The following is a 24,085-nucleotide window of genomic DNA, read 5'->3' on the forward strand; positions in this document are numbered from 1 at the left end:
TGCTCTATCATCAACCCCATGACTGCACTCACTATTACCCCTGCACAACGTAAATCCCTCAAAGCTGACGCTCACGATCTAAGTCCTGTTGTCATGATTGGTGGCGATGGCTTAACACCTGCTGTCATCAAAGAGGCTAAATTGGCCATTAATCACCACGGATTAATTAAGATTCGTGTTTTTGGTGATGAGCGCGAAGCACGCATTGCTATGTATGAAGAACTTTGCGACAAACTTGACGCTGCTCCAGTTCAACATATCGGCAAGTTACTCGTGTTATGGAAACCAAAAGATATGGTGGATGAAGTTTTTAGCAATCTTGGTAGATCAAGCAAGCAAACCAAGAAATCTTTGCAGGCTCCTCGCACGAAACGCCAGCCAAATCGTGCCCCAGCAAAAGCTGGCGTGCGTACTAGCACTTCCGAAAGATCGGATCGTCGCTCCGCTTCAAATGCAGCACCATTTGCACGTGCTGCCGCAGTGAAATCAGCAACACCTAAGAAGCGGGTTTTGCGCTCTGAAGCGGCGGAATCAAAAATTGGCTGGTCTTCTCCCGGCTATAGAAAAGCAGTTGCTGCACCAGCTCCGATTAAGAAGCGTAAAGTCAGAATGAGCAGCACTAAGAAAAAGTCACTTGGCTCTTAATTCTGGCAAGTGAAATACAAAAACGCCGCTAGTCGGCGTTTTTTGTTGACCGCCAAACTAAGGCTAGGCCGAGTACCGATTGAATCATAAAGATTGCACTAGAAACTCCATGCAGGCGAGCAAATAATGCTGCATTTGTAGACTCGCGAACTGACAGGCCTAAATAGAGCGCTTGATCTCGTAATGAATCCATCCAAGGAATGAAAATGAATGCAGCCCCAACAGTGCATGAGAATATTCCCAATAGGATCCAGCGGGTGATACGGTAATATTCGTAACCATGTCTTACTAGGTGATTTGCCATCACCATTAGAAATACGCTTAAGGCGACACCGATATACGCCGTGGTTTTAAAGAGATTTGCTGCAACCATGCCGGCAACCTGTCTATCTCCCAAACTAGAGAATAAGATAGGCACAACTAAAAATCCAATGGTAATAAAACTACCTACCCAAAGACCTGAAATTAGGCTGAATATTCTCTGGGTGCGGATATGGTGCATTAAACGTATCGGACGGCCAAGATTTCAACTTCGCGATTGCCGCCTGGGGCTTGCACGGCAACAACGTCACCCTCCTCTTTGCCAATTAATGCACGGGCAATAGGTGAGCTGATGGAGATTTTCTTAACGGCGATATCCGCCTCATCATCCCCAACGATTTGATAAGTGAGCTTAGTGCCATCTTCTAAATCCTCAAGATCAACAGTAGCACCAAATACTATGCGGCCAGCAACATCCAAAGTAGCAGGGTCAATAATTTGAGCTGCCGATAACTTGCCTTCTAACTCTTGAATGCGGCCTTCAATAAAGCCTTGCTTTTCTTTGGCAGCATCGTATTCAGCATTCTCAGAAAGGTCGCCTTGAGCGCGAGCCTCGGAGATGGCATTAATAACAGAAGGACGTTCAACGTGTTTAAGACGGTGCAGCTCCTCTTTGAGAAGTTCTGCACCGCGCTTAGTGATCGGAATTGTGCTCATGAAACTAACCTAACTTAAATTCTTGCGCAAAATAGCGCGTATAAAAGTCAATTTTAGATTAAATGAGCTCCCGATGTAAGTTTTGCAAGGAATAAACCTCGAGGGAGTCGAGTCGGCCATTTTCTGAGGCTAACAAACCATCCATCACTGCTCGTGCGGCACTAATGGTCGTGTAATACGTAACACCATTAGCCTGAGCGCTGGTTCGAATTGATCTAGAGTCAGCAATCGCTGTCCGGGTCTCATCCACAGTAGTAAAGACAAGTGAAATCTCACCATTCTTGATGAAATCCACGATATGGGGGCGCCCATCCTTTACTTTATTAACTACTTTTACCGGTAAGCCAGCCGCTTCAATTGCTGCTGCTGTACCCTTTGTCGCAACCATCGGGAAGCCCAGTTGATGCAACAACTTAGCAACTTCAATTGCTTTTGGCTTGTCACTATCTTTGACGGTCAAAAGAACTGTTCCGCTCTTTGGCAATTTGATGCCGGCACCCAACTGTGACTTAAATAAAGCCTCGCCAAAGGTCTTGCCAACACCCATCACTTCGCCAGTGGAGCGCATTTCTGGTCCGAGAATTGGATCAATGCCTGGGAATTTATTAAATGGAAATACAGCCTCCTTAACTGAGAAGTATGGCGGCTTCACTTCAGCCTTAATACCCTGCTGCTCTAGAGTCTGACCAACCATACAACGTGCAGCAATCTTCGCCAGCTGCAAACCAGTGGCTTTTGATACAAACGGTACGGTGCGTGAGGCGCGCGGATTTACTTCCAAGACATAAATGACGTCTTTGCCATCTACATTCTGAATCGCAAACTGGACGTTCATTAAGCCAACTACATTCAGACCTTTAGCCATCGCCGCAGTCTGACGCTTAATCTCTTCTACCGTTGCATCGGATAACGAATATGGAGGCAACGAGCAGGCAGAATCACCCGAGTGAACACCGGCTTGCTCGATATGTTCCATGACGCCACCAATAAATACAGCTGTACCATCACTGATGCAATCGACGTCACATTCGATAGCATCATTCAAGAAGCGATCTAGCAGCACAGGAGAGTCATGGGATACCTTAACGGCTTCACGCATGTAACGCTCAAGGTCGCGACCATCATGAACGATTTCCATTGCACGACCACCCAAGACATAGGAAGGACGAACCACTAATGGATAACCAATTTCCTCGGCAAGCTTGAGAGCCTCTTCTTCAGTACGCGCTGTACGGTTAGGTGGCTGACGCAATCCGAGATCCTGTAGTAGCTTCTGGAAGCGTTCGCGATCTTCTGCTGCATCAATCATATCTGGTGAAGTGCCGATAATTGGAACACCATTGCGCTCAAGATCTAAAGCCAATTTCAAAGGAGTTTGACCGCCGTATTGAACAATGACGCCCTTTGGTTTTTCTTTAGCAACAATCTCCAATACATCTTCAAGAGTTAGAGGCTCAAAGTACAGGCGATCTGAGGTGTCGTAGTCAGTCGATACGGTTTCAGGGTTGCAGTTAACCATGATAGTTTCGTAGCCATCATCACGCATTGCTAAAGCAGCATGCACGCAGCAATAGTCAAATTCAATACCTTGACCAATTCGGTTAGGCCCCCCGCCCAAAACCATAATCTTTTCTTTATTGGTTGGGTATGATTCGCACTCGCCATGCTCTGCTTCATAGGTTGAATACAAATAAGCAGTGTTAGTCGAGAATTCGGCAGCACATGTATCAACACGCTTGTAGACTGGAACAACTTTCAATCGATGGCGCGCTGCACGAACGGACGCAGCGTCAACTTTGAGTAACTTTGCTAAGCGACGATCGGAGAAACCTTTTTGCTTTACAGAGCGCAACTCTGGGGCTGTTAGGCTATCAATCTTGCGCTGCTTAAGCTCAGTCTCAATGGTGATCAGTTCTTCAATTTGCTCCAGGAACCAGGGATCAACTTTAGTTTCACTATAGATCTCATCAAGACCCATACCCATGCGGAATGCGTCTGCCAAATACCAAATGCGATCTGGACCCGGCTCATTAATTTCATTAATGATGTCATCAAGGTCTGTGGATACTTCATCCAAGCCGTCAACACCAACCTCAAGACCGCGGAGCGCTTTTTGGAAAGACTCCTGGAAAGTCCGGCCAATGGCCATGACTTCGCCAACTGACTTCATCTGCGTTGTTAGGCGGGAATCAGCCTGCGGGAACTTTTCAAATGCAAAACGTGGAATCTTGGTAACAACGTAATCGATTGAAGGCTCAAATGATGCCGGTGTGGCACCACCAGTAATATCATTCTTGAGTTCATCAAGTGTATAACCTACGGCCAATTTAGCCGCAATCTTTGCAATTGGGAAACCTGTAGCCTTTGATGCTAAAGCCGATGAACGGGATACCCTTGGATTCATCTCAATGACGATCATGCGACCATCTACTGGATTAATCGAGAACTGAACGTTAGACCCACCGGTATCAACACCAATTTCTCTCAGAACAGCAATCGATGCATTACGCATGATTTGATATTCTTTATCCGTCAACGTTTGCGCAGGCGCCACGGTAATTGAGTCACCGGTATGTACGCCCATTGGGTCTAAGTTTTCAATTGAACAAACGATGATGCAGTTGTCATTGCGATCGCGCACGACTTCCATCTCGAATTCTTTCCAGCCCAAAAGAGACTCTTCAATTAAGAGTTCGCGTGTTGGCGATAAATCGAGACCACGTTTACAAATTTCTTCAAATTCTTCACGGTTATAAGCAATACCACCTCCCGAACCACCCATGGTGAATGATGGACGAATAACCACTGGGAAACCTGAGCTGCCAGTTTGCTTCTGAATTTGCTGCTGAACCTCATGAGCCTCATCCATTGAGTGCGCAATGCCGGACTTTGCAGAGCCTAGGCCAATTTTGGTCATGGCTTCTTTAAACTTTTGACGATCTTCTGCTTTATCAATGGCTTCTGGTGAAGCGCCAATCAATTCGCAACCGTATTTCTCTAAAACGCCATGACGGTGTAGATCTAAAGCGCAGTTCAGTGCAGTCTGGCCACCCATGGTTGGCAAAATGGCATCAGGCTTTTCGGTAGCAATAATGCGCTCAACTACTTCCCAAGTAATCGGCTCGATGTACGTTACATCAGCCATCTCTGGGTCAGTCATGATGGTTGCAGGATTACTGTTGACCAAAATAACTTTATAACCCTCATCACGCAATGCCTTACAAGCTTGCGCTCCAGAGTAGTCAAACTCACAGGCCTGTCCAATCACAATCGGACCAGCACCAATAATCAGGATGCTCTTAATGTCGCTACGCTTAGGCATTATTTGCCCTCCTTCTTGGTAGCATTCATTAGCTCCATAAAACGATCAAATAAATAGGCAATGTCATGAGGACCTGGTGAGGCCTCAGGATGCCCTTGGAAACACAGCGCTGGCTTGTCATTCCACGCCAAACCTTGCAAGGATCCATCAAATAAAGAAACATGGGTTACGCGAATATTGCTTGGCAAGGTATTAGCATCAACGGCAAAACCATGATTCTGTGAGGTGATGGCAACACGTCCTGTATCTAAATCTTTCACAGGATGATTAGCGCCATGGTGGCCAAATTTCATCTTTAGTGTTTTTGCGCCTGCTGCAAGACCCATGATTTGATGGCCTAAACAGATGCCAAAGGTTGGCACACCTTTTTCAATAATTTCTTTTGCGGCAGCAATAGCGTAATCGCATGGACCAGGATCGCCAGGGCCATTTGAGAAGAACACGCCATCCGGATTCATGGCTAGCACTTCTGCTGCGCTAGTTTGCGCAGGCACAACTGTTAATTCGCAGCCTCGCTCAGTCAGCATGCGCAAGATATTGCGTTTCACACCAAAGTCATAAGCAACTACCTTTTTAATTGGCTTGCTAGTATCTAATGTTCTATAAGCAGGCTTGCCATTTGGCCCATGAAGATCCCATTCAGCCTCGCGCCACTGATAGGCTTTCTTGGTAGTCACTACCTTTGCAAGATCTAGGCCTGACATGCCAGGGAAAGCTTTAGCAAGCTCAAGAGCCTTCGCCCCTAAGGATTCATAGTTATCACCTAATTTACCAGCAACAATAGCGCCGGATTGTGCACCCTTATCACGCAGAATTCTGGTGAGCTTGCGTGTATCGATGCCAGCAATCCCTAAAACATCTGCTTTGGTAAGGTAGTCATCTAAAGAGCCTTCCGAACGGAAATTGGATACGCGTTTTGGAAGATCCTTCACTACTAAGCCTGCTGCATGAATCTGATCTGATTCCGCATCTTGGGCATTGACACCGACATTACCGATATGTGGGTAGGTTAAGGTAACAATTTGGCGTGAGTAGCTGGGATCAGTAATGATCTCTTGATAGCCAGTCAATGCAGTGTTGAATACGACTTCGCCAGTAGTTTCGCCAGAGGCGCCAATGCTAAAACCGGGAAATAATGTGCCGTCGGCTAAGGCCAACACGGCTGGGGGAAAAGAAGGAAGCAAGGGTGACAAACCATCTCCAGTCCCTGCTCCATCCGACGCTCAAAACCCCAAAAAAGACTAGCCCGGGGATATTTTTGCGGGTGGTGAGTGTCTTTAAGCGCTAGGGTATATATTAAGTTTCGAACCCTGTAATCATAACATTTTTGCTCGTAAACCCTTGGATATCAAGTCAAATGGGGGCTGGAAGGTAAAAAGCTCCCCCGGCCTAATGGCTGGAGGAGCAATTTGTTCAAAGTTGGGCGTTTTAAGCCTTGGCGCTCTGCTCAATAATGGTCTTAATTTGAGCTAGTACAGACTGGTCATCCATCGTGCTGATATCACCAGGATCACGACCTTCGGCTACGGCCTGTAGTGCACGACGAACAATCTTGCCTGAACGTGTCTTTGGCAACGCAGTAACTATATAAACCCGGCCAGGTCGTGCAATCGCCCCTAAGGTGGTATCGACAGTCTTCATGCACTCAGCTTCCAAAGTAGCAGTATTGGATGCATCTTTAGGAATCACAAAGGCAATCGCGGCTTGCCCCTTTAATTTATCTTCAATGCCAACCACGGCAACTTCTGAAACATTCGGATGACTGGAAATACTTTCCTCGATTTCGCGAGTACCAAGGCGATGTCCAGCTACGTTGATTACGTCATCCGTACGACCCAAGATGAAGAAATAGCCATCTTTGTCTTTAATGCCCCAGTCAAAGGTGGAGTAGACTAATTTGCCCGGAATTGTTTCCCAATAAGTACTAACAAAGCGCTTGTCATCGCCCCAAATAGTTTGCATGCAACCTGGAGGTAATGGACCTTCAATAGCAATGACACCCTTCTGATCTGGACCCAGCTCTTCGGAAGTAGCGTCATCAAGCAACTTCATGTTGTAACCAAATGATGGCACACCTGGTGAACCAAATTTATGTGGCATGACTTCAACGCCACGTTGAATTGCCAGCATTGGCCAACCTGTTTCTGTCTGCCAGTAGTTATCGACAATTGGCTTATTAATTGCGCCATGAATCCAGCTGGCAGTCGGTTCATCCAAGGGCTCACCCGCCAAGAACAGAGCGCGCAATTTAGAAAGGTCATACTTGGTTAAGAAAGCGGGATCTTGTTTCTTCAGAACGCGAACTGCTGTTGGAGCAGAAAACATGACTGACACTTTGTACTTATTTACTAGCTCCCACCAAATGCCTGCATCAGGACGCAAGGGAGTGCCCTCGTACATGATCGTGGCCATACCAGATAGCAATGGCGCATAAATAATGTAGCTGTGGCCAACAACCCAACCAATATCAGACGTACAGAACATGGTCTCACCAGCATTGCCGGTAAAGATATGTTTCATCGAGGCGGCGAGAGCCACTGCATAGCCGCCTGTATCACGCTGAACACCTTTAGGCTTTCCAGTTGTACCGGAGGTATACAAAATATAGGAAGGATGTGTTGCATCAACCCATTCAACAGGCACTACATCATTTAAATGTTTTTGGCGTTCGCTTGCGTAATCTAAATCACGTCCAGCGACGGTGGTGAATTCAGTCAAACCACGATTCACAATCAAAACCTTTTCAGGTTTGTATTCAGCCAGCGTAATTGCTTCATCAAGCAATGGCTTATAAGGAACTGCTTTGCCACCACGTGCACCTGCTTCTGCAGTAACAATCAGCTTTGGTTTTGCATCATCAATGCGAGATGCCAAGCTGTGGGATGCAAAGCCACCAAATACAACAGAGTGAATGGCGCCAATGCGGGCGCAGGCAAGCATAGCAAAACAAGCTTCAGCAATCATTGGCATGTAAATGAGTACACGATCACCCTTTTTAACGCCCGCTGCTTTGTAAATTGCTGCCATACGATTCACTTCTTCGTATAACTCTTTAAAGGTATATACCTTCTCTTGATTGGTTTCTGTAGAAACCGCAACCAAGGCAATTTGATCTGGACGATCTTTTAAGTGACGATCAACTGCGTTGTAGCAAAGATTCGTTGAGCCACCCTCAAACCATTTAGCAAATGGTGGGTTGTCGTAATAAAGAACTTTGTTAAAAGGTTTTTCCCAATGTATTAACTGCGCTTGCTCACCCCAAAATCCATCCGGGTCTTTAATTGAACGTTCGTGGTGTGCTTTGTAGGACATGGTCAACCTGATCTCTTAAAAAGTTACTCAAATTATTGGCTCTTGCTCACCCCTTTACTAGCGTTGCTGCTGGTTGAGGCAGGTGAACTACCATTTTTCGCAGATTTTGCAAGCCCTGTCGATGCGGATTTATGCTGAGATGCAGCATTTTTTCCAGAAGAATTACCCTTAGAGGCGACCTTATCTACTGTTTTGGTGTTTCTGGGTGCTACACATTTACTTGATTTAGCCCCTTTTGCACCCTTTGCCGGTTTGGGGCATTTGGGTGCAGGTGGAGCTGGCTTTTCTAAGCTGAGGCTAGCATTTTCTGCCATGGCACTTGAAACATCACCCGGCCTGCGACTGGTTTTAGGGACCAGCACGGTAGAGCCCGACCGTATACGCATTCCCCTTGGAATGCCGTTGACCTCGCGCAGAGTATCTACATCAACCCCTAACGTTTTAGCTGCCTGATCAACACTTTCTGTTTTGGATACTTGAACAGCAGTCCACGACGAAAGAGGTTTAGGGTATTGCTTGAGGTTATCTTGAAAGATCTCAGCATGCGCAAACGGCAACAGAATTTGCTGGTTAGCATTACTTAAAATAACCGGCTTATTAAATGATGGATTCAGGCTATAAAATTCATCCGCTGGTATATCGGCCAACTTAATAACTAGGGCAACATCAATATCGCTACCCACATCAACTGCAACAAAATATGGGTGATTTTCTAACTCAGGAAGCACAATGCCATATGCCTGTGGATCCAACACAATTTGACGATACGCCATTAATTTAGGAACGTAATTTCTAGTTTCGCGCGGTAAGGTCAAGCTCTCATAATCTATAGGCAAGCCTGCAGCGGCATTACGCTTTTGCGCTTTCGTAATATTGCCGGCACCCCAGTTGTAAGCTGCTAAGGCGAGCTCCCAGCTACCGAATTGATTATTCAAACGTTGTAGGTAATCCAAGGCCGCATCCGTTGACTGCACAATATCTCGTCGCTCATCTCTAAATACGTTTTGTGTGAGACGAAAGTCTTTGCCGGTGGCAGGCATAAATTGCCATAGACCCACAGCCTTTGCATTTGACTTTGCATTGGTTACAAACGCACTTTCAACAAATGGTAGTAATGCAATCTCGGTGGGCATATTGCGCGCATTTACTTCTTGAACGATGTAAAACAAATAGCGTGAAGAACGCGTCATCGAGCGATTTACATAGTCTGGTCTTGCAGCCAACCAGCGAACCTGTTCGATCTCTAACGGGCTGTTCATGGGCTCCATTTGAAAGCCATCCCGAATGCGGATCCACAGGTTGTCTGAAGGCGCATAAACCTTGCTGACGGATTGATTTTTGAGGTTAACCCTTGCAGCCCTAGAAGCTTTTGAATTCCCTCTAGTTGGCGTATCAGAAGACCAGTCGCCAGTGCTAGCGCAACCACTTAACAAGGCAGTAATCACTACTACTGCATACATCATTCGCATTAGAAGCGATCTTTCCAGCCACGAATGACTGCCAATACATGTGCAGGCGTTGGCAATGATGTCTGACCTGAAACCTCTTTAGCCATTGCAATGACTTCGGCTTGATCACAACGCATGAATGGATTAACTTGCAGCTCTTGTCCAATAGTGGTTGGAAGAGTTGGCAAACCCTGCTCTCGCAAAGATTTAGCCTGCTCTGCCCATGAGAGTAGATTAAGGTTGTTTGGCTCTACTGCTAAAGCAAAACGAATATTCGATAAGGTGTACTCATGGGTGCAATAAACCAAAGTATTTTTTGGCAGCGCGGCAAACTTACCAAGCGACTCCGTCATTTGGGTTGGTGTCCCCTCGAACAATCTTCCACAGCCAGAGGCAAATAACGTGTCACCACAAAAAAGCATTGGCTCAACAACATTTGCCTGCATGTTTGCAAAATAAGCGATGTGACTTAAGGTATGCCCAGGAACTTCGAGAACCTTCAAGCTAATGCGCGGGGAAGCAATTTCAAATTTATCGTCTTGCATTACGACATTAGTGCGACCTGGAATATTGCCACCAACTGGGCCATAAACAGGCAGATCCGCACCCAAACTTTCCAATAAGTTGAGAATGCCACCCGTATGGTCCGCATGGTGGTGGGTAATAAGAATGCCTTTAAGGGTCAAATGATTTGTGCTCAGGTACTCCAAAACTGGTGCTGAATCACCTGGATCCACCACTAAAGCAGAGCTGCCATCGTGAATACACCAGATATAGTTATCATCAAAAGCCGGAATGGGCCAAACCTGCAATAAAGTATTCTTATCCATAGACCCATGATACCAACCCCACCCATACCCTCTCAGACACCTGCACCTCCCTGGAGCTCATGGGAAAAATGGCTCCAATCTCCTCCTGGACGCTACGTGCTAGCGTGGGAGCAACGGTGTTTTGACCAAATTGTTGCCGATGTCTTTGGCTTTCATGCAGTGCAAATAGGCCTACCTCAGATAAATACGCTTAGTGAAAATCGCATGCCTTTGCATGCCATCCTGATTCACTCTAACGATAGTCGCTCTCATACAACTAATTACAACTGGCATTTAATTGAAGGTGACTCGACAGACCTCCCCTTTGCCAGCGAAAGTATAGATTTAATTGTTCTGCCCCATGTTTTGGAATTTGCCACTGATCCCCATCAAATATTGCGCGAAGTCGATCGAGTACTTCGACCCGAAGGTCGTTTAATTATTTCCGGCTTTAACCCCGCAAGCCTATGGGGCGCCAGACAATATCTCAGCAGATTGGTTGGAACCCCTTACCTTCCTAGAGATGGGCAATTTATTAGTCTCATCCGCATAAAAGATTGGCTGGAGTTACTTAACTTCTCTTTGGACCGAGGTCACTTTGGTTGCTATAAATTTCCCCTGCAGGGTGAATCTGCGATGGGCAAGATGAATTTTCTTGAAAAAATGGGGAATCGTTGGTGGCCTATATTTGGGGCTGTTTTTTTAGTTTCAGCCATTAAGCGCCAACAAGGAATGCGCCTCATTGGCCCAGCATCACTTGTCCGTATACCGGCCATGCAACAACTAACTCCCGCCGCCGAGCGCAGCAATATCCAAAAACGCTTCAAAAGAGGCAATACCAAGTAAATTATCGCCATGCCGCATACCAAATCACACCCCCACCCCCCTCATATCGTGATTTATACCGATGGTGCCTGTAAAGGGAATCCCGGCCCTGGAGGCTGGGGGGCTGTATTGCGATCTGGTGGGCACGAAAAGCATATTCACGGGGGCGAAAAGCTCACCACCAACAACCGCATGGAGATTTCTGCAGTCATTTTCGCCCTAAAAGCCCTCAAACAACGCAGCACCGTTGAGTTGTGGACTGACTCCCAATATGTCCAAAAAGGGGTAACGGAATGGCTAGAGGGCTGGAAAAAAAGGGGGTGGAAGACCGCCAGCAAGGATCCAGTCAAAAACGCAGATCTCTGGCAGGAACTGGACTCCCTGCTCCCAGGGCATGAGATCTCCTGGCACTGGGTTAGAGGGCATAACGGACACCCTGGAAATGAGTTGGCCGACCAGTTAGCCAATAAGGGTGTTGAGGAGTTTTTGCCCTAGGGCGAATGCACGTCTACACCCTCCTTTTTAGCCATCTTATGAGAGAATGATCATGCTCTAAATGGCTTAGAAACAGCATAAAACCCACAAAAAACCAAGAAAAATGAGACTGTGTCAAAAATAGAATCTTCACTCGATAAGGCATTTGCCAAACTCGTTCAATTTAAAGAGATGGGCAAAGTTCGCTTGTGCGCTCTTTGGCAAAAATATTCACCCCAGCTAAGCCAAGCAAAGAGAGTGGATTTTGCTACGGTTAAATCCTTTTTAGTGAGGTTTAAATGGCGCTTGCTATTAATTCTGGTTTTGCTCTATGCGGGCTCAAAAGCATATGACTATTTTTTCCCAGCCTCAGCTAAGAGTGGTGGCCCCGTTACCGTGACATCGTTTGTAGTCCAGAAAAAAGATGTTCCGTTAATCATTGAGGCAACTGGCACCATCGTTTCCAATAGCATCGTTGACATTCGCCCGATGGTTACTAATACCGTCGCCACAATTCAGGTAAAAGATGGTCAAGAAGTTAAAGCTGGCGATCTGCTTTTTACCTTGGATGACCGCAACGATAAAGCCAACTATGAAAAGCTCAAAGCTCTTGCTGATGATGCTCAAAAACAGTACTTACGCGCCAAAGAATTGGTTGCTAAAAACTTTATTTCTAAAGCCGCTCTAGAAACTACATTGGCAAATGCCAAGTCAGCACAAGCAGCAGCCCGCGCGGCAGAAGTGCAGCTTTCTTTTGATTACATTAAGTCCCCTATTGATGGTCGTGCTGGCATCGTCAATGTATTCCCGGGCTCCCTTGTCCAGGCTAGCAACATTGTTTCCACCGCGACCAGCTCAACTGCTACATCCAGCGTTGGATCCATGGTGACCATTACTCAATTAAACCCAATTGATGTTCAATTTGTCATTCCAGAAAAAGATATTCCGATCATCTTAGAGAACCAGTTAGATGGTGATGCGATGAATGTTACGGTGACTGTAGGCGATAGCGGCAAAAGAACTTACGAAGGAAAGGTGCTGGTCGTTGATAACCAAGTCGATCCTTCGATCGCGGCGGTACGCGTAAAAGCGCAAATCCCGAATGACGCCAAAACCCTCTTGCCAGGTGAATTTGCTCGCGTATCCCTAGTGGCCAACACTCTAAAGGATGCCTTAGCTATTCCATCGCAAGCGGTAGTGATCAATCCCCGCGGAAAATTGGTTTACGTGGTCGATAAAGATGACAAAGTTGCAGCCAAACCCGTGAAAGTAGTTTATGACTACCAAGGATTGTCTGTTGTTACCGGTATAGATGATGGCGATAGAGTAGTGGTTGAAGGTAAGCAGAATTTGCGTCCAGGAAGCAAAGTCCGCGAGGATAAATCAGCTGCACCGCAAGCAACTACTACCTCAACAACTCCAACAGCCCCAGAGAAAAAATGACACTATCCGAATTATGTATTCGGCGCCCGGTAATGACGGTGTTGCTCTCGATAGCAACAGTCATCGCAGGGGCTGTTGCCTACATGAAAATTCCAGTAGCTGCGCTACCTAGTTTTAATACGCCAGTTATTTCTGTAAGCGCATCTTTACCGGGTGCATCACCAGAAAATATGGCTGCCTCGGTAGCCCTTCCCCTTGAAAAAGAATTTTCGACGATTGATGGCATTACCGTAATTAGCTCCACTAATTCTTTGGGCAGTACGAGCATTACTTTGGAATTCAATAACGATCGAGATATTGATAAAGCCGCAGTTGACGTTCAAGCAGCTTTGTTGAGAGCCCAAAAGCGCTTACCGATTGAAATGACGGTGCCACCGTCCTACCGGAAGATAAATCCAGCCGACACTCCTGTTCTAGTGGTGCGCATGAGCTCGCCATCAATCAGTCTCTCAGATCTCAATCAATACGCAGAAAATTTACTTTCACCTAACTTATCAACCATTAGTGGTGTAGCGCAAGTTCTTGTTTATGGTGCAAAGCGTTATGCGGTTCGCGTACGAGTGCATCCCGACGCTCTTGCTAACCGCAATCTCACTATTGACGATATCGCCGTTGCTATCAACAAAGCCAACTCCAATAGTCCTGTAGGGGTTTTAGACGGGCCCCGTCAGGCCATCACTATTTATGCCAACCCACAACTAGTAAGACCTGAAGAGTTTGCCAATTTAATTGTTAGTCAAAAAAATGGTCTTCCGATCTACCTCAAGGACGTTGCCGATGTGATCGAGAGTTACGAGGATGTAAAAACATTGGCGAGTGCTAATGGAGAGCGCTCTATTGCGATTGCAGTATTGCGCCAACCGAGCGCGAATACTGTGGATGTTGTTAACTCCGTTAAGGCATTACTACCTCAATTACAAAAGCAGATGCCGGAATCTGTTCGTATGCAATTGTTGAATGATCGTTCGCTCTCCATTCTAGAAGCGATACATGACGTTAATCTCACATTGGCTTTAACGATCTTGTTGGTTGTTATGGTAATTTTCTTGTTCCTGAAACATGTTTCGGCGACAGTTATTCCCTCTATCAGCCTTCCAATCTCACTGATCGGGGCATTCTTTCTGCTCTATTTTTTGGGATACAGCTTAGACAACATCTCGCTTCTGGGTATTACGCTTGCTGTAGGCTTGGTTGTTGATGATGCAATTGTGGTGCTTGAAAACATCATGCGTTATGTTGAACAAGGTATGGACCCACTCAAAGCATCCCTCAAAGGTAGCAAAGAAGTGGGCTTTACGATTATTTCCATTTCTATTTCTTTGGTGGCTGTATTTATTCCACTCTTCTTTATGGCTGGTCCTATTGGCCTTCTGTTTAGAGAATTTGCGGTAGTGGTTTCCCTTTCAATTTTGGTATCAGCAGTCGTATCGCTGACGGTTGTGCCGATGCTTTGCAGTCGCTTCCTACCAAAACCAGGTCAGCATGCCAAGGAATATGCCATCAACAAGAAGTTTGATCGCGTCTTTGACTGGATGCTGAAAACCTATATTCACTACCTAGATCTGGCCCTTAATAATCGTAAGAAAGTCTTATGGGGCGCCCTTTCCACCTTTGTCATTACCGTGGTGATGTTTGTCTATAGCCCGAAGGGTTTCTTTCCAGAAGAAGATATTGGGCAAATTCAAGCAACTACTGAGGCATCTGAAGATATCTCCTTTAAAGCGATGTTGGCACTTCAGGATAGAGCTGCAGAACTAGTGAATACAGACCCGAATGTGGATAGCTCTATTTCAGTCATTGGCGGTGGTGCGAGCTCAGGCTACAACACCGGCAGGATTTTTATCATTCTTAAGCCCAAGGGCGATCGCGCTAAGATGGCTCAGGTGATGGAGGGATTAAGAAATAAATTTAAAGAGATCCCCGGCCTTCAGGTCTACATGCGTCCGGTCCAGAATTTACAGCTTGGCGGCAAAAATAGTAAAAGCCGCTACCAATTTACTTTGCAAAGTGTTGGCTTTGAAGGCGTGAATGAATGGGCTGATAAGTTGATGCAAAAGATGCGTACCGACCCACTTTTCCGTGACGTTACCAGTGACTCACAGCTAAAAGGTCTCAACGTCAAGATCAATATTGATCGTGAAAAAGCGGCTAGTGCCGGCGTTACGATTGCTGACATCCGTACAGCCCTCTATTCTGCCTACGGTGAGAGGCAGGTATCTACTATCTACACACCAGTGAATACTTATTACGTGATCCTAGAAGCTGCTGAAGAAGATCGTCAATATGAGACGGATCTGAATAAGATTTTTGTAAGAGGTCGCGCAACCGACAAGCTGATTCCACTATCTAGCGTAGCTAGCTTCACTCGTGAAATCGGCCCAACCGCCGTAAACCATCAAGGGCAAATTCCGGCTGTAACCCTGTCATTCAACCTTGCTCCTGATGTCTTCCTTGGTGACGCCACGAAAAAGATTGAGGAATACACCAAGGAAATTGGCTTACCCGCTTCCATCATTACGAGTTACGGTGGAGATGCGGCAGTATTTAAAAGCAACCAATCAGGTCAGCTGATACTAATTCTATCGGCTCTAGGCGTAATTTATATATTACTTGGCGTGCTTTACGAGAGTTACATTCATCCGCTGACTATTTTGGCTGGTTTGCCATCTGCTGCGATTGGCGCCATCCTTGCTTTGCGCATCTTTGGCTTCGAGCTAACCGTCGTTGCATCGATCGGTATTTTATTATTGATCGGCATTGTTAAGAAAAATGCGATCTTAATGATTGACTTTGCCTTAGATGCTCAACGTAACCAAGGCATGTCTCCTGAAAAAGCCATTCGTGAAGCATGTATCTTGCGTTTCCGGCCTATTATGATGACAACCGTTGCCGCTCTCATGGGTGCACTTCCGATCGCATTTGGGCTGGGTGCTGGAGCAGAGTTACGTCAACCTTTAGGCATCAGCGTTGCTGGTGGCCTGATTTTTTCTCAGTTCGTAACGTTGATCATTACACCCGTGATTTATCTCTATTTGGATAAATATGCAGGCAATGGACCGATGGATATTCCACCAGCTGTTCTAGAGGGAACCTGATGCGTCAAGTGATTCTCGATACCGAAACTACTGGCCTTAATCCAGCCACCGGCGACCGCATTATTGAAATTGGCTGTGTTGAGATGGTTGGTCGTCGACTTACCGATAGAACCTTCCATTACTACATTAATCCTGAGCGTGATATTGATGCTGGCGCCTTTGCGGTCCACGGACTTTCTAGAGAGTTTTTATCTGATAAGCCAATCTTTGCAAACATCGTTGAGCAGTTAATTGAGTTTGTAGATGGCGCTGAAATTGTGATTCATAACGCAGCCTTCGATTTGGGATTCTTAGATAACGAGTTTGCCCTTCTAAAGCGCCCTCCCTTCAGAAATTTAGCCTCCAAGATTACCGACACACTGCTCGACGCGCGTCAAATGTTCCCTGGAAAGCGCAATTCATTAGATGCGCTGTGTGAACGCTTTTCAATTAGTAATAAACACCGTACTTTGCACGGCGCGTTATTAGACGCCCAGTTACTAGCTGAAGTTTACGTATCGATAACAAGGGGTCAAGAAGACCTTTTGATTGATCTGATTGACTACACAGTGGGAGCAGACTCTACTGGTCATACCAAAGCTTTACCAACTAATCTCATGGTGCTGTCTGCATCAGATGATGACCTTGAAAGCCATGAAAAAATCTTGGCAGAAATTGCCAAGGCAAGTAAAAAGGACCCCGTTTGGAGTCCTTTAAATGCTACTGCCTAATTAGTAGATTACTAGTTAGATTGCTGCGGCAATCGCCTTACCCAAATCATCTGTCTTAGCGGTGCCACCAAGATCTGGTGTCAAAGGCGCATGTCCTGGACCAGATGCCAATACCTTTTCAATGGCACTAAATATTGCCTTACCAGCCTCTGGATAACCAAGGTGATCTAACATCATCGCCCCGCTCCATATCTGACCAATGGGGTTGGCGATCATTTTGCCAAAGATATCAGGCGCTGAACCGTGAACTGGCTCAAACAAGGACGGGAATTTACCCTCAGGATTGATGCTGCCGGATGGCGCTACTGCAATGGTGCCGGTACATGCAGGACCCAAATCCGAGAGAATGTCGCCAAATAAATTACTTGCAACGACAACGTCAAAGCGATCTGGATTCATAACGAAGTGAGCCGCCAAAATATCAATGTGGTATTTGTCGGCTCTTACATCGGCAAATTTCTTAGACATCGCCTCTACACGCTCATCCCAATAAGGCATTGTTATGGCAATACCGTTAGATTTAGTGGCTGAGGTTAAGTGTTTTTTAGGACGACTTTGCGCCAAGTCGAATGCATATTGCAAAATTCGGTCAACGCCCTGTCTTGTGAAAACTGATTCTTGAATCACAATCTCGCGATCGGTATCCGGGAACATCTTTCCGCCAACGCTGGAGTATTCCCCCTCAGTGTTCTCGCGCACTACAAAAAAATCAATATCACCAGGCTTACGATTGGCTAGCGGGCATGGCACTCCTGGCAATAAACGTACTGGACGCAAATTGACATACTGATCAAAGCCACGGCGGAATTGAATTAAGCTTCCCCACAATGAAACGTGGTCAGGAAGGATGTCAGGCATACCGACTGCGCCGAAGAAGATCGCGTCGTACTTCATGAGAGTATCAAACCAATCATCCGGCATCATCTTGCCATGCTTGAGATAATAATCACAACTTGCAAAATCGAAATGATCAAATTGCATACCGAGATTAAATTTACGATTAGCTGCCTCTAGCGCACGCACGCCCTCTGGCATCACTTCTTTACCAATACCATCTCCAGGAATAACAGCAATCTTGGGATTCTTAAATATTTTCTTTGCGTTCATAAATAATGTGTCTCGTTTTATTATTGTTGATGATGAATTTTACAAATAACTAGCTAATAGCGCGACGAATTTCATCTGGCGCCTTCTTGCTACCCTTTTCGACTGATTCGCTATCGTAATCAGTGGTATTTTCGATGGTCTCTGGGACGGCCTCGAGCATGCGAATATTGTCCTTGGGACAGATGGGTGCGCCATAACTGGCCCATTTCTTGAGCAAGGTCACCTCATAGCCACATTGACCACATTTGGCCTTACTTCGACTGGCATTGCTAGGCCTTGGGGGCGGGAAAACAATCGCTTGATGCGGGTAAGGGCCAAGCTCCTGACTAATCATCATCAGCCTTACAGTGAGCTCCTCAGTGGCATGAGCCATTCTTGCGGGGCCTTCCAGACCGACCGTTTGAGCGATTCCCTTGAAATCTTCGCCATGGCCGCTAAAGCAGTCATCCACCGCATGGCAGAGCTCATGAACCAAGGTATCTAAAAGCTGTACGGGTTCTTCTAACTTAGGGGATATGAATATCTCATTTACGCCACCGCCTGAGCGCTCACGCGGCCAACATTGCCCTAGTGTCGTTCTAGGGCTACTAGAGGCTGGAAATCCACATGAGACCCGGACGGGAGGGATGGCATAACCTGCTTTTGAAAAGACCGGCTCTAGATGCCTTACAGCGTCTTCAAGCCAGGCCTCACGGACTGTATGTTGCTTCATTTAACTTCTCTTCTATCGAAATCTAGGACAAAAACCATCAATTGCGATCATACGCCACCATAAGTAGAATGAGTCCATGAAAGATCTCGAAAGCCTAAGCGCTACCCAAGCCATCAAAGCCCTCTATAAGAGGGAAATTAAAGCGACTGATTTACTCCTATCCTGCCTAGACCGCATAGGACAAAAAGAGAGCGTTGTTAAGGCCTGGGCAAGCCTGGGTAAGGAAAACGCCTTATCTCGCGCCAAACAGCTTGATAAAGGCGCCATTCAGGGTCTATTACATGGTCTCCCAATTGGGGTTAAAGATCTTTATGACACCTATGATTTGCCGACCTCCTATGGTTCACCCATTTACGCCAACCACTATCCAGTCGCCGATGCTGTGGCGGTTGCCCTGATGCGACAGTCTGGCGCCATTATTTTAGGCAAAACCGTTACAACAGAATTTGCAACATTCAAGAGTGGACTAACAACGAATCCACATAACCCAAAGCACACTCCCGGTGGCTCTTCTAGCGGCTCTGCTGCTGCAGTAGCCGATTTTATGGTCCCGCTGGCAACGGGTAGTCAAACTGCTGGCTCAATCATTCGCCCTGCGTCCTTTTGTGGTGTAGTGGGATTTAAACCCAGTCATGGCAAAGTTAGTATTGCGGGAATTAAAAGTTTTTCTGTAACACTCGACACCATGGGTTGCTTTGGTAGAACAGTAGAAGATGTAGGGCTTGGTGTAGCAGCTATGAGTGGTGATCATCGACTAGCAAAAATTGAAGTCTTGCATAACAAACCCCGCATCGCCATTTGCAAAACATCTAGCTGGCCGTTTGCACAAAAAGAAACTGCTACAGCGCTTGCTGTTGCCCGGCATGCTGCCGAAAAGATTGCTAAAGGAGCCGTAATTGATCAGAAGTTACCAAAGACATGTGATGGACTCACCCAAGCCCAAACTCGCATCATGATCTCTGAAATGTCACGCAGCCTTACTTTTGAACGCGTGCATTATGCAAAAAAACTTAGCCCACAACTTCTGAAGCAACTCAGTGAAGGCGCTGAAATTAGCTATGAGCAATATGCAAAAGATTTGAGCCTTGCCGATAGATCAAGGGCGGCTATGGAAGACTTATTTAATAATGAAGTTGATATCTTGATCGCCCCAAGTGCAAATGGAGAAGCACCTAATATTAAAGATGGCACAGGAGATCCACTTTTTTCTAGAGCTTGGACGCTTCTAGGTTTGCCTTGCATCAATATCAACGTAAGTAATGGGTCCAATGGATTGCCAGTAGGAGTCCAGCTCATCGCAGGCCCAGGTAAAGATCATTTCTTATTGAGCGCTGCCCGGGCATTTACATTGGCATTGCCTGACCCCACCCTGCGAGATCAGGCTTAGCCAAGCTCTTAATCGAGAGTAATGTTTGCTGCTTTAATTGCTTTAGCCCAGAAAGGAAGTTCTTTCTTAACTAGCGCATCAGTTTGGTTTGGTCCCAAGTAACGAAGTTCAACACCAGCAGCGTCCGCACGCTCTTTAATTTCAGGCAATGCCAAGCTCTGCTTTACAGAATTAGTGAGCGTGGTAACGACTGGTGCAGGTGTTCCGGCAGGCGCATAGAGGGCCACCCATGATTCCAACTGAAATGATGGTAGACCAGCTTCAGCGGTAGTTGGTACGTTTGGCATACCAGGGTGACGATTTTTGCCGGTCACAGCAAGCCCCTTGAGTTTTCCACTTTGGACGTGTTGCATGACTGAGGGTGGCGTACTAATAAATACCTGTACCTGCCCCGCCAAAACGTCCTGAATGGCTGGACCAGATCCCTTGTATGGAACATGCACCATATCCACACCAGTAGTTTGCTTGAAGATCTCAGTACCAATATGCGACACAGAACCATTGCCTTGTGAGGCGTAATTTAATTTACCTGGATTAGCTTTTGCGTACGCAATAAATTCCTTCAAATTATTTACCGGAACTGAAGGGTGCACTGCAATGACATTGGTTGAAACAGTCAGTAAGGCAATTGGAGAAAAATCTTTAATGGGATCCCACGGAAGCTTATCGAATAAAGCGGGATTACCAACGTGATAACCAGAATAGGAAATCAATAAGGTGTAGCCATCGGGTTTTGCTTTGGCAACATACTGATAGGCGGTATTGCCACTTGCTCCCGGCTTGTTGTCAACAATCACCGGTTGACCGATCACACGCGTCAACGGCTCACTTAATAGACGTGCCGAAGTATCAACCAGCCCACCAGGTGGATTGGGGACTACTAAAGTAATTGGACGATCCGGAAAGGATTGGGCCATAACTAGGCATGAAATCCCAAACCCCAAAATTACAAGCGCACTGCGTAGCACCGAATATTTTTTCATTAGCGCTCCCCCAACATATGATTTTTTAATGTTTATCGCTGCCCTACTTTTACATCACCAAATACGGCCTGGGCTTCTCGAGGTAAACAACGCCAATAACGCTCATTTGCAGTAACTGTGCCACCTAGAGCTGCTGCAGCTTCCCAACCCCAGCGAGGCTTGTATAGGAATGCTCTAGCCAAAGCGATGAGATCCGCATCACCCGCCTGCAAAATGTCTTCGGCTTGCTGTGGCTCGGTAATGAGTCCAACAGTCATAGTTGGCAAACCAGATTGATCTTTAACTATCTTTGCAAAAGGCACTTGGTAATTTGGACCAATTGCAATCTTTTGTTTTGGCGAAATGCCACCAGAAGAAATGTGTACGAAATCACAACCCAAAGGTTTGAGTTGTCTTGCAAAATTCGCTGTTTCTTCCGGAGTCCAGCCACCCTCTATCCAGTCGCTAGCTGAAATGCGTATGCCAAGAACTCCATGATATGCGGCTCTTACGGCAGCAAATAACTCTAATGGAAAGCGAATGCGGTTTTCAAATGAGCCGCCGTATTCATCCGTGCGTTGATTGGCGATAGGAGATAAAAATTGATGCAACAAGTATCCATGGGCACCATGGAGTTCAATCCCATCAATTCCAATACGATCTGCACGTTTTGCTGATGCTACAAAATCATCAATCAACTTTTTTAATTCAACCTTACTCAATTCATGAGGTAAACGCTCTCCATCTAACTGGGGGATCGCTGAGGGTGCTAGAGTTTCCCATCCGCCCTGATCCGTTGGGAGCAATTGTCCGCCATCCCAGGGGGTTGCACTGGATGCTTTACGACCTGCATGCGCTAACTGAATAAAAACAGGTACGGCAGGAGCCAACCCGCGCGCTCGACTTAATTTGTCTTTCAAAGCTGCTTCAGTGCGATCATCCCAGAGCCCAAGACAAGCAGGCGTAATTCTGGCCTCCGGACTTACCCCTGTAGCCTCAATAATGAAGAGTGCTGCGCCACTATTCAGCAAATTACCCCAGTGCATGAGGTGCCAGTCAGTTGCCTCGCCGTTATTGGCCGAATACTGGCACATCGGGGCAACCACAATGCGATTTGCCAGCTCTAGAGGTCCCCGCGGGGAATTGAGGGTGTAGCTTGAAAATAAAAGACTCATAGAATGCCTTTAAAAGCCCAAAAATAGGTCAAAGATACGAAAATTACCGTAAAGCGATAGAATACTTAAAAAGCAGAATAAACGAGACAGCGAAGTCGTGCAGGCTAATTGGCCAAACGGCTTTTTTACCCAAAACCTGAAAAATACTCACCACAAGAGATTATGAACGCACCTCAAGCCTTTGAATCAAAAGAAGATATTGGCCACTTTGTTGGCGGCAATGTAGTTAACCCTAAAGATGGTCGCTTTGCCGATGTTTACAACCCAACCAAAGGAACAGTAGCACGCCGTGTTGCGCTTGCTAGCCGTAAAGAAGTTGATGAAGTTGTAGCCAATGCCCAAACAGCCTTTGTGTCGTGGAGTCAAACCTCCCCATTGCGCCGTGCACGCATCATGTTCAAGTATCTTGAATTGCTAAACGCTCATCGCGATGAGTTGGCTGCCATCATTACAGCAGAACATGGCAAGGTATTTACCGATGCCCAAGGGGAAGTAACACGCGGTATTGAGATTGTGGAATTTGCTACTGGCATTCCTGAGCTTCTCAAAGGAGACTACACAGAGCAAGTATCGACAGGTATCGATAACTGGGTTATGCGTCAACCTTTAGGTGTAGTTGCTGGTATCACCCCATTTAACTTCCCAGTCATGGTGCCAATGTGGATGTTCCCGGTTGCGATTGCTTGCGGCAACACTTTTATTCTCAAACCTAGCCCTACAGATCCTTCTGCTTCACTGTTCATGGCTAAGCTCCTCAAGGAAGCTGGCTTGCCTGACGGCGTATTCAACGTTGTTCAGGGCGACAAAGAAGCGGTTGATGCCCTACTTGAAAATCCAGATGTTAAAGCAGTGAGTTTTGTGGGCTCCACTCCAATTGCCAATTACATCTATGAGCGTTGCGCTCACTTTGGCAAGCGCTCCCAAGCTTTAGGTGGCGCAAAGAACCACATGGTGATCATGCCTGATGCTGATATTGATAAAGCAATTGATGCCTTGGTTGGCGCTGCTTACGGCTCGGCTGGCGAACGCTGTATGGCGATTTCTGTAGCGGTATTAGTTGGTGATGTGGCAGAGAAGATCATGCCAAAGCTGATCGAGCGCACTAAGACACTCAAAGTTAAAAACGGCATGGAGCTCGATGCTGAAATGGGACCAATCGTTACTAAAGCAGCTCTAGAGCGCATTACCAGCTATATTGAGGCTGGCGTAGCTTCGGGAGCAAAACTCCTTGTTGATGGCCGCGGACTCAAAGTTCCTGGCAACGAGAGCGGATTCTTTATCGGCGGTACATTGTTTGACAATGTCACCCCAGACATGAAGATTTACTTAGAAGAAATCTTTGGACCAGTTTTGTCCTGCTTGCGTGTTGCCAACTTTACAGATGCGCTTAACTTAGTTAACTCTTGCGAATTTGGCAATGGTGTTGCCTGCTTCACAAGCGATGGCAATATTGCCCGTGAATTTGCTCGTCGTGTACAAGTAGGCATGGTTGGTATTAACGTACCAATTCCAGTACCTATGGCATGGCTTTGGTGGTTGGAAAAAGTCGATCTTTGGCGATATGCATGCATACGGCAAAGAAGGCGTACGTTTCTACACCAAGCAAAAGAGTGTGATGCAACGCTGGCCCGAGAGTATTGCTAAAGGTGCAGAGTTTGTAATGCCTACCTCTAAGTAATAC

18 protein-coding genes and 1 pseudogene are annotated in these 24,085 nt (G+C 46.4%); 8 read left to right on the forward strand and 11 right to left on the reverse strand.

The window, feature by feature from the left end; translation table 11 throughout:
* Positions 1-18 precede the first annotated feature (18 nt).
* The gene (locus ICN37_RS06795) at positions 19-645 is read left to right on the forward strand and encodes a YhbY family RNA-binding protein (protein WP_216155959.1); all 627 of its coding nucleotides are present in this window, start codon (positions 19-21) and stop codon (positions 643-645) included.
* A 28-nt stretch (positions 646-673) separates the two neighbouring features.
* On the opposite strand, the gene ICN37_RS06800 is transcribed toward ICN37_RS06795, so the two are convergent.
* The 7 genes from ICN37_RS06800 to gloB form a co-directional block, all read right to left on the reverse strand.
* Positions 674-1,147, reverse strand: a complete 474-nt coding sequence (locus tag ICN37_RS06800) for a DUF4149 domain-containing protein (RefSeq protein ID WP_216155963.1) — start codon at positions 1,145-1,147, stop codon at positions 674-676.
* Positions 1,147-1,623, reverse strand: a complete 477-nt coding sequence (greA, locus tag ICN37_RS06805) for a transcription elongation factor GreA (protein WP_072582463.1) — start codon at positions 1,621-1,623, stop codon at positions 1,147-1,149. The genes ICN37_RS06800 and greA overlap by 1 nt, the downstream gene beginning before the upstream one ends.
* Before the next feature lie 58 nt (positions 1,624-1,681).
* Positions 1,682-4,945: a carbamoyl-phosphate synthase large subunit gene (gene carB / locus ICN37_RS06810; protein WP_216155966.1), complete on the reverse strand. Its 3,264-nt coding sequence runs from the start codon at positions 4,943-4,945 to the stop codon at positions 1,682-1,684.
* Positions 4,945-6,129 carry a glutamine-hydrolyzing carbamoyl-phosphate synthase small subunit gene (gene carA / locus ICN37_RS06815; protein WP_215319828.1) on the reverse strand — a complete coding sequence of 395 codons (1,185 nt, stop codon included), beginning with the start codon at positions 6,127-6,129 and terminating at the stop codon, positions 4,945-4,947. Before carA ends, carB begins: the two co-directional genes overlap by 1 nt.
* A gap of 244 nt (positions 6,130-6,373) precedes the next feature.
* Entirely contained in the window at positions 6,374-8,257 is a 1,884-nt protein-coding gene (locus ICN37_RS06820; protein ID WP_216155969.1) for a propionate--CoA ligase, read from the reverse strand.
* A gap of 32 nt (positions 8,258-8,289) precedes the next feature.
* Positions 8,290-9,726 carry a transglycosylase SLT domain-containing protein gene (locus ICN37_RS06825; RefSeq protein ID WP_216155972.1) on the reverse strand — a complete coding sequence of 479 codons (1,437 nt, stop codon included), beginning with the start codon at positions 9,724-9,726 and terminating at the stop codon, positions 8,290-8,292.
* Complete coding sequence (gloB, locus tag ICN37_RS06830; protein WP_215319834.1) at positions 9,726-10,535, reverse strand: hydroxyacylglutathione hydrolase; 810 nt, start codon at positions 10,533-10,535, stop codon at positions 9,726-9,728. The genes ICN37_RS06825 and gloB overlap by 1 nt, the downstream gene beginning before the upstream one ends.
* Before the next feature lie 6 nt (positions 10,536-10,541).
* Here gloB and ICN37_RS06835 point away from each other — a divergent pair, with 6 nt between their 5' ends.
* From ICN37_RS06835 to dnaQ, 5 genes are all read left to right on the forward strand, one after another.
* Positions 10,542-11,360 (forward strand): class I SAM-dependent methyltransferase, encoded by an 819-nt coding sequence (locus ICN37_RS06835; protein WP_215319836.1) that lies wholly within the window; start codon positions 10,542-10,544, stop codon positions 11,358-11,360.
* A gap of 9 nt (positions 11,361-11,369) precedes the next feature.
* Complete coding sequence (rnhA, locus tag ICN37_RS06840) at positions 11,370-11,834, forward strand: ribonuclease HI (RefSeq protein WP_215319837.1); 465 nt, start codon at positions 11,370-11,372, stop codon at positions 11,832-11,834.
* A gap of 111 nt (positions 11,835-11,945) precedes the next feature.
* Complete coding sequence (locus ICN37_RS06845; protein ID WP_216155975.1) at positions 11,946-13,256, forward strand: efflux RND transporter periplasmic adaptor subunit; 1,311 nt, start codon at positions 11,946-11,948, stop codon at positions 13,254-13,256.
* The gene (locus tag ICN37_RS06850) at positions 13,253-16,351 is read left to right on the forward strand and encodes an efflux RND transporter permease subunit (RefSeq protein WP_216155978.1); all 3,099 of its coding nucleotides are present in this window, start codon (positions 13,253-13,255) and stop codon (positions 16,349-16,351) included. The genes ICN37_RS06845 and ICN37_RS06850 overlap by 4 nt, the downstream gene beginning before the upstream one ends.
* Complete coding sequence (gene dnaQ / locus ICN37_RS06855) at positions 16,351-17,061, forward strand: DNA polymerase III subunit epsilon (protein ID WP_216155981.1); 711 nt, start codon at positions 16,351-16,353, stop codon at positions 17,059-17,061. The genes ICN37_RS06850 and dnaQ overlap by 1 nt, the downstream gene beginning before the upstream one ends.
* A gap of 15 nt (positions 17,062-17,076) precedes the next feature.
* Here dnaQ and ICN37_RS06860 read toward each other — a convergent pair whose 3' ends face one another.
* Both ICN37_RS06860 and ICN37_RS06865 read right to left on the reverse strand, forming a co-directional pair.
* Entirely contained in the window at positions 17,077-18,168 is a 1,092-nt protein-coding gene (locus ICN37_RS06860; protein ID WP_216860927.1) for a tartrate dehydrogenase, read from the reverse strand.
* 49 nt (positions 18,169-18,217) lie between these two features.
* Positions 18,218-18,880, reverse strand: a complete 663-nt coding sequence (locus ICN37_RS06865; RefSeq protein ID WP_216155984.1) for a SprT family zinc-dependent metalloprotease — start codon at positions 18,878-18,880, stop codon at positions 18,218-18,220.
* A 76-nt stretch (positions 18,881-18,956) separates the two neighbouring features.
* On the opposite strand from ICN37_RS06865, the gene ICN37_RS06870 reads away from it, so the two are divergent.
* Entirely contained in the window at positions 18,957-20,267 is a 1,311-nt protein-coding gene (locus tag ICN37_RS06870; protein ID WP_216155987.1) for an amidase, read from the forward strand.
* Positions 20,268-20,275: 8 nt separating this feature from the next.
* On the opposite strand, the gene ICN37_RS06875 is transcribed toward ICN37_RS06870, so the two are convergent.
* Together ICN37_RS06875 and ICN37_RS06880 are read right to left on the reverse strand one after the other, a co-directional pair.
* A complete protein-coding gene (locus ICN37_RS06875) occupies positions 20,276-21,250 on the reverse strand; it encodes a tripartite tricarboxylate transporter substrate binding protein (RefSeq protein ID WP_216155989.1) in 975 nt (324 codons plus the stop codon).
* A 32-nt stretch (positions 21,251-21,282) separates the two neighbouring features.
* Positions 21,283-22,404 (reverse strand): NADH:flavin oxidoreductase/NADH oxidase, encoded by a 1,122-nt coding sequence (locus ICN37_RS06880; protein ID WP_216155992.1) that lies wholly within the window; start codon positions 22,402-22,404, stop codon positions 21,283-21,285.
* Between the two features lie 162 nt (positions 22,405-22,566).
* On the opposite strand from ICN37_RS06880, the pseudogene ICN37_RS06885 reads away from it, so the two are divergent.
* A pseudogene (locus ICN37_RS06885) lies at positions 22,567-24,082 on the forward strand (CoA-acylating methylmalonate-semialdehyde dehydrogenase).
* The last annotated feature ends 3 nt before the right edge of the window (positions 24,083-24,085 follow it).

The sequence above is a fragment of the Polynucleobacter sp. P1-05-14 genome, from assembly GCF_018881675.1.
GTDB lineage: Bacteria > Pseudomonadota > Gammaproteobacteria > Burkholderiales > Burkholderiaceae > Polynucleobacter.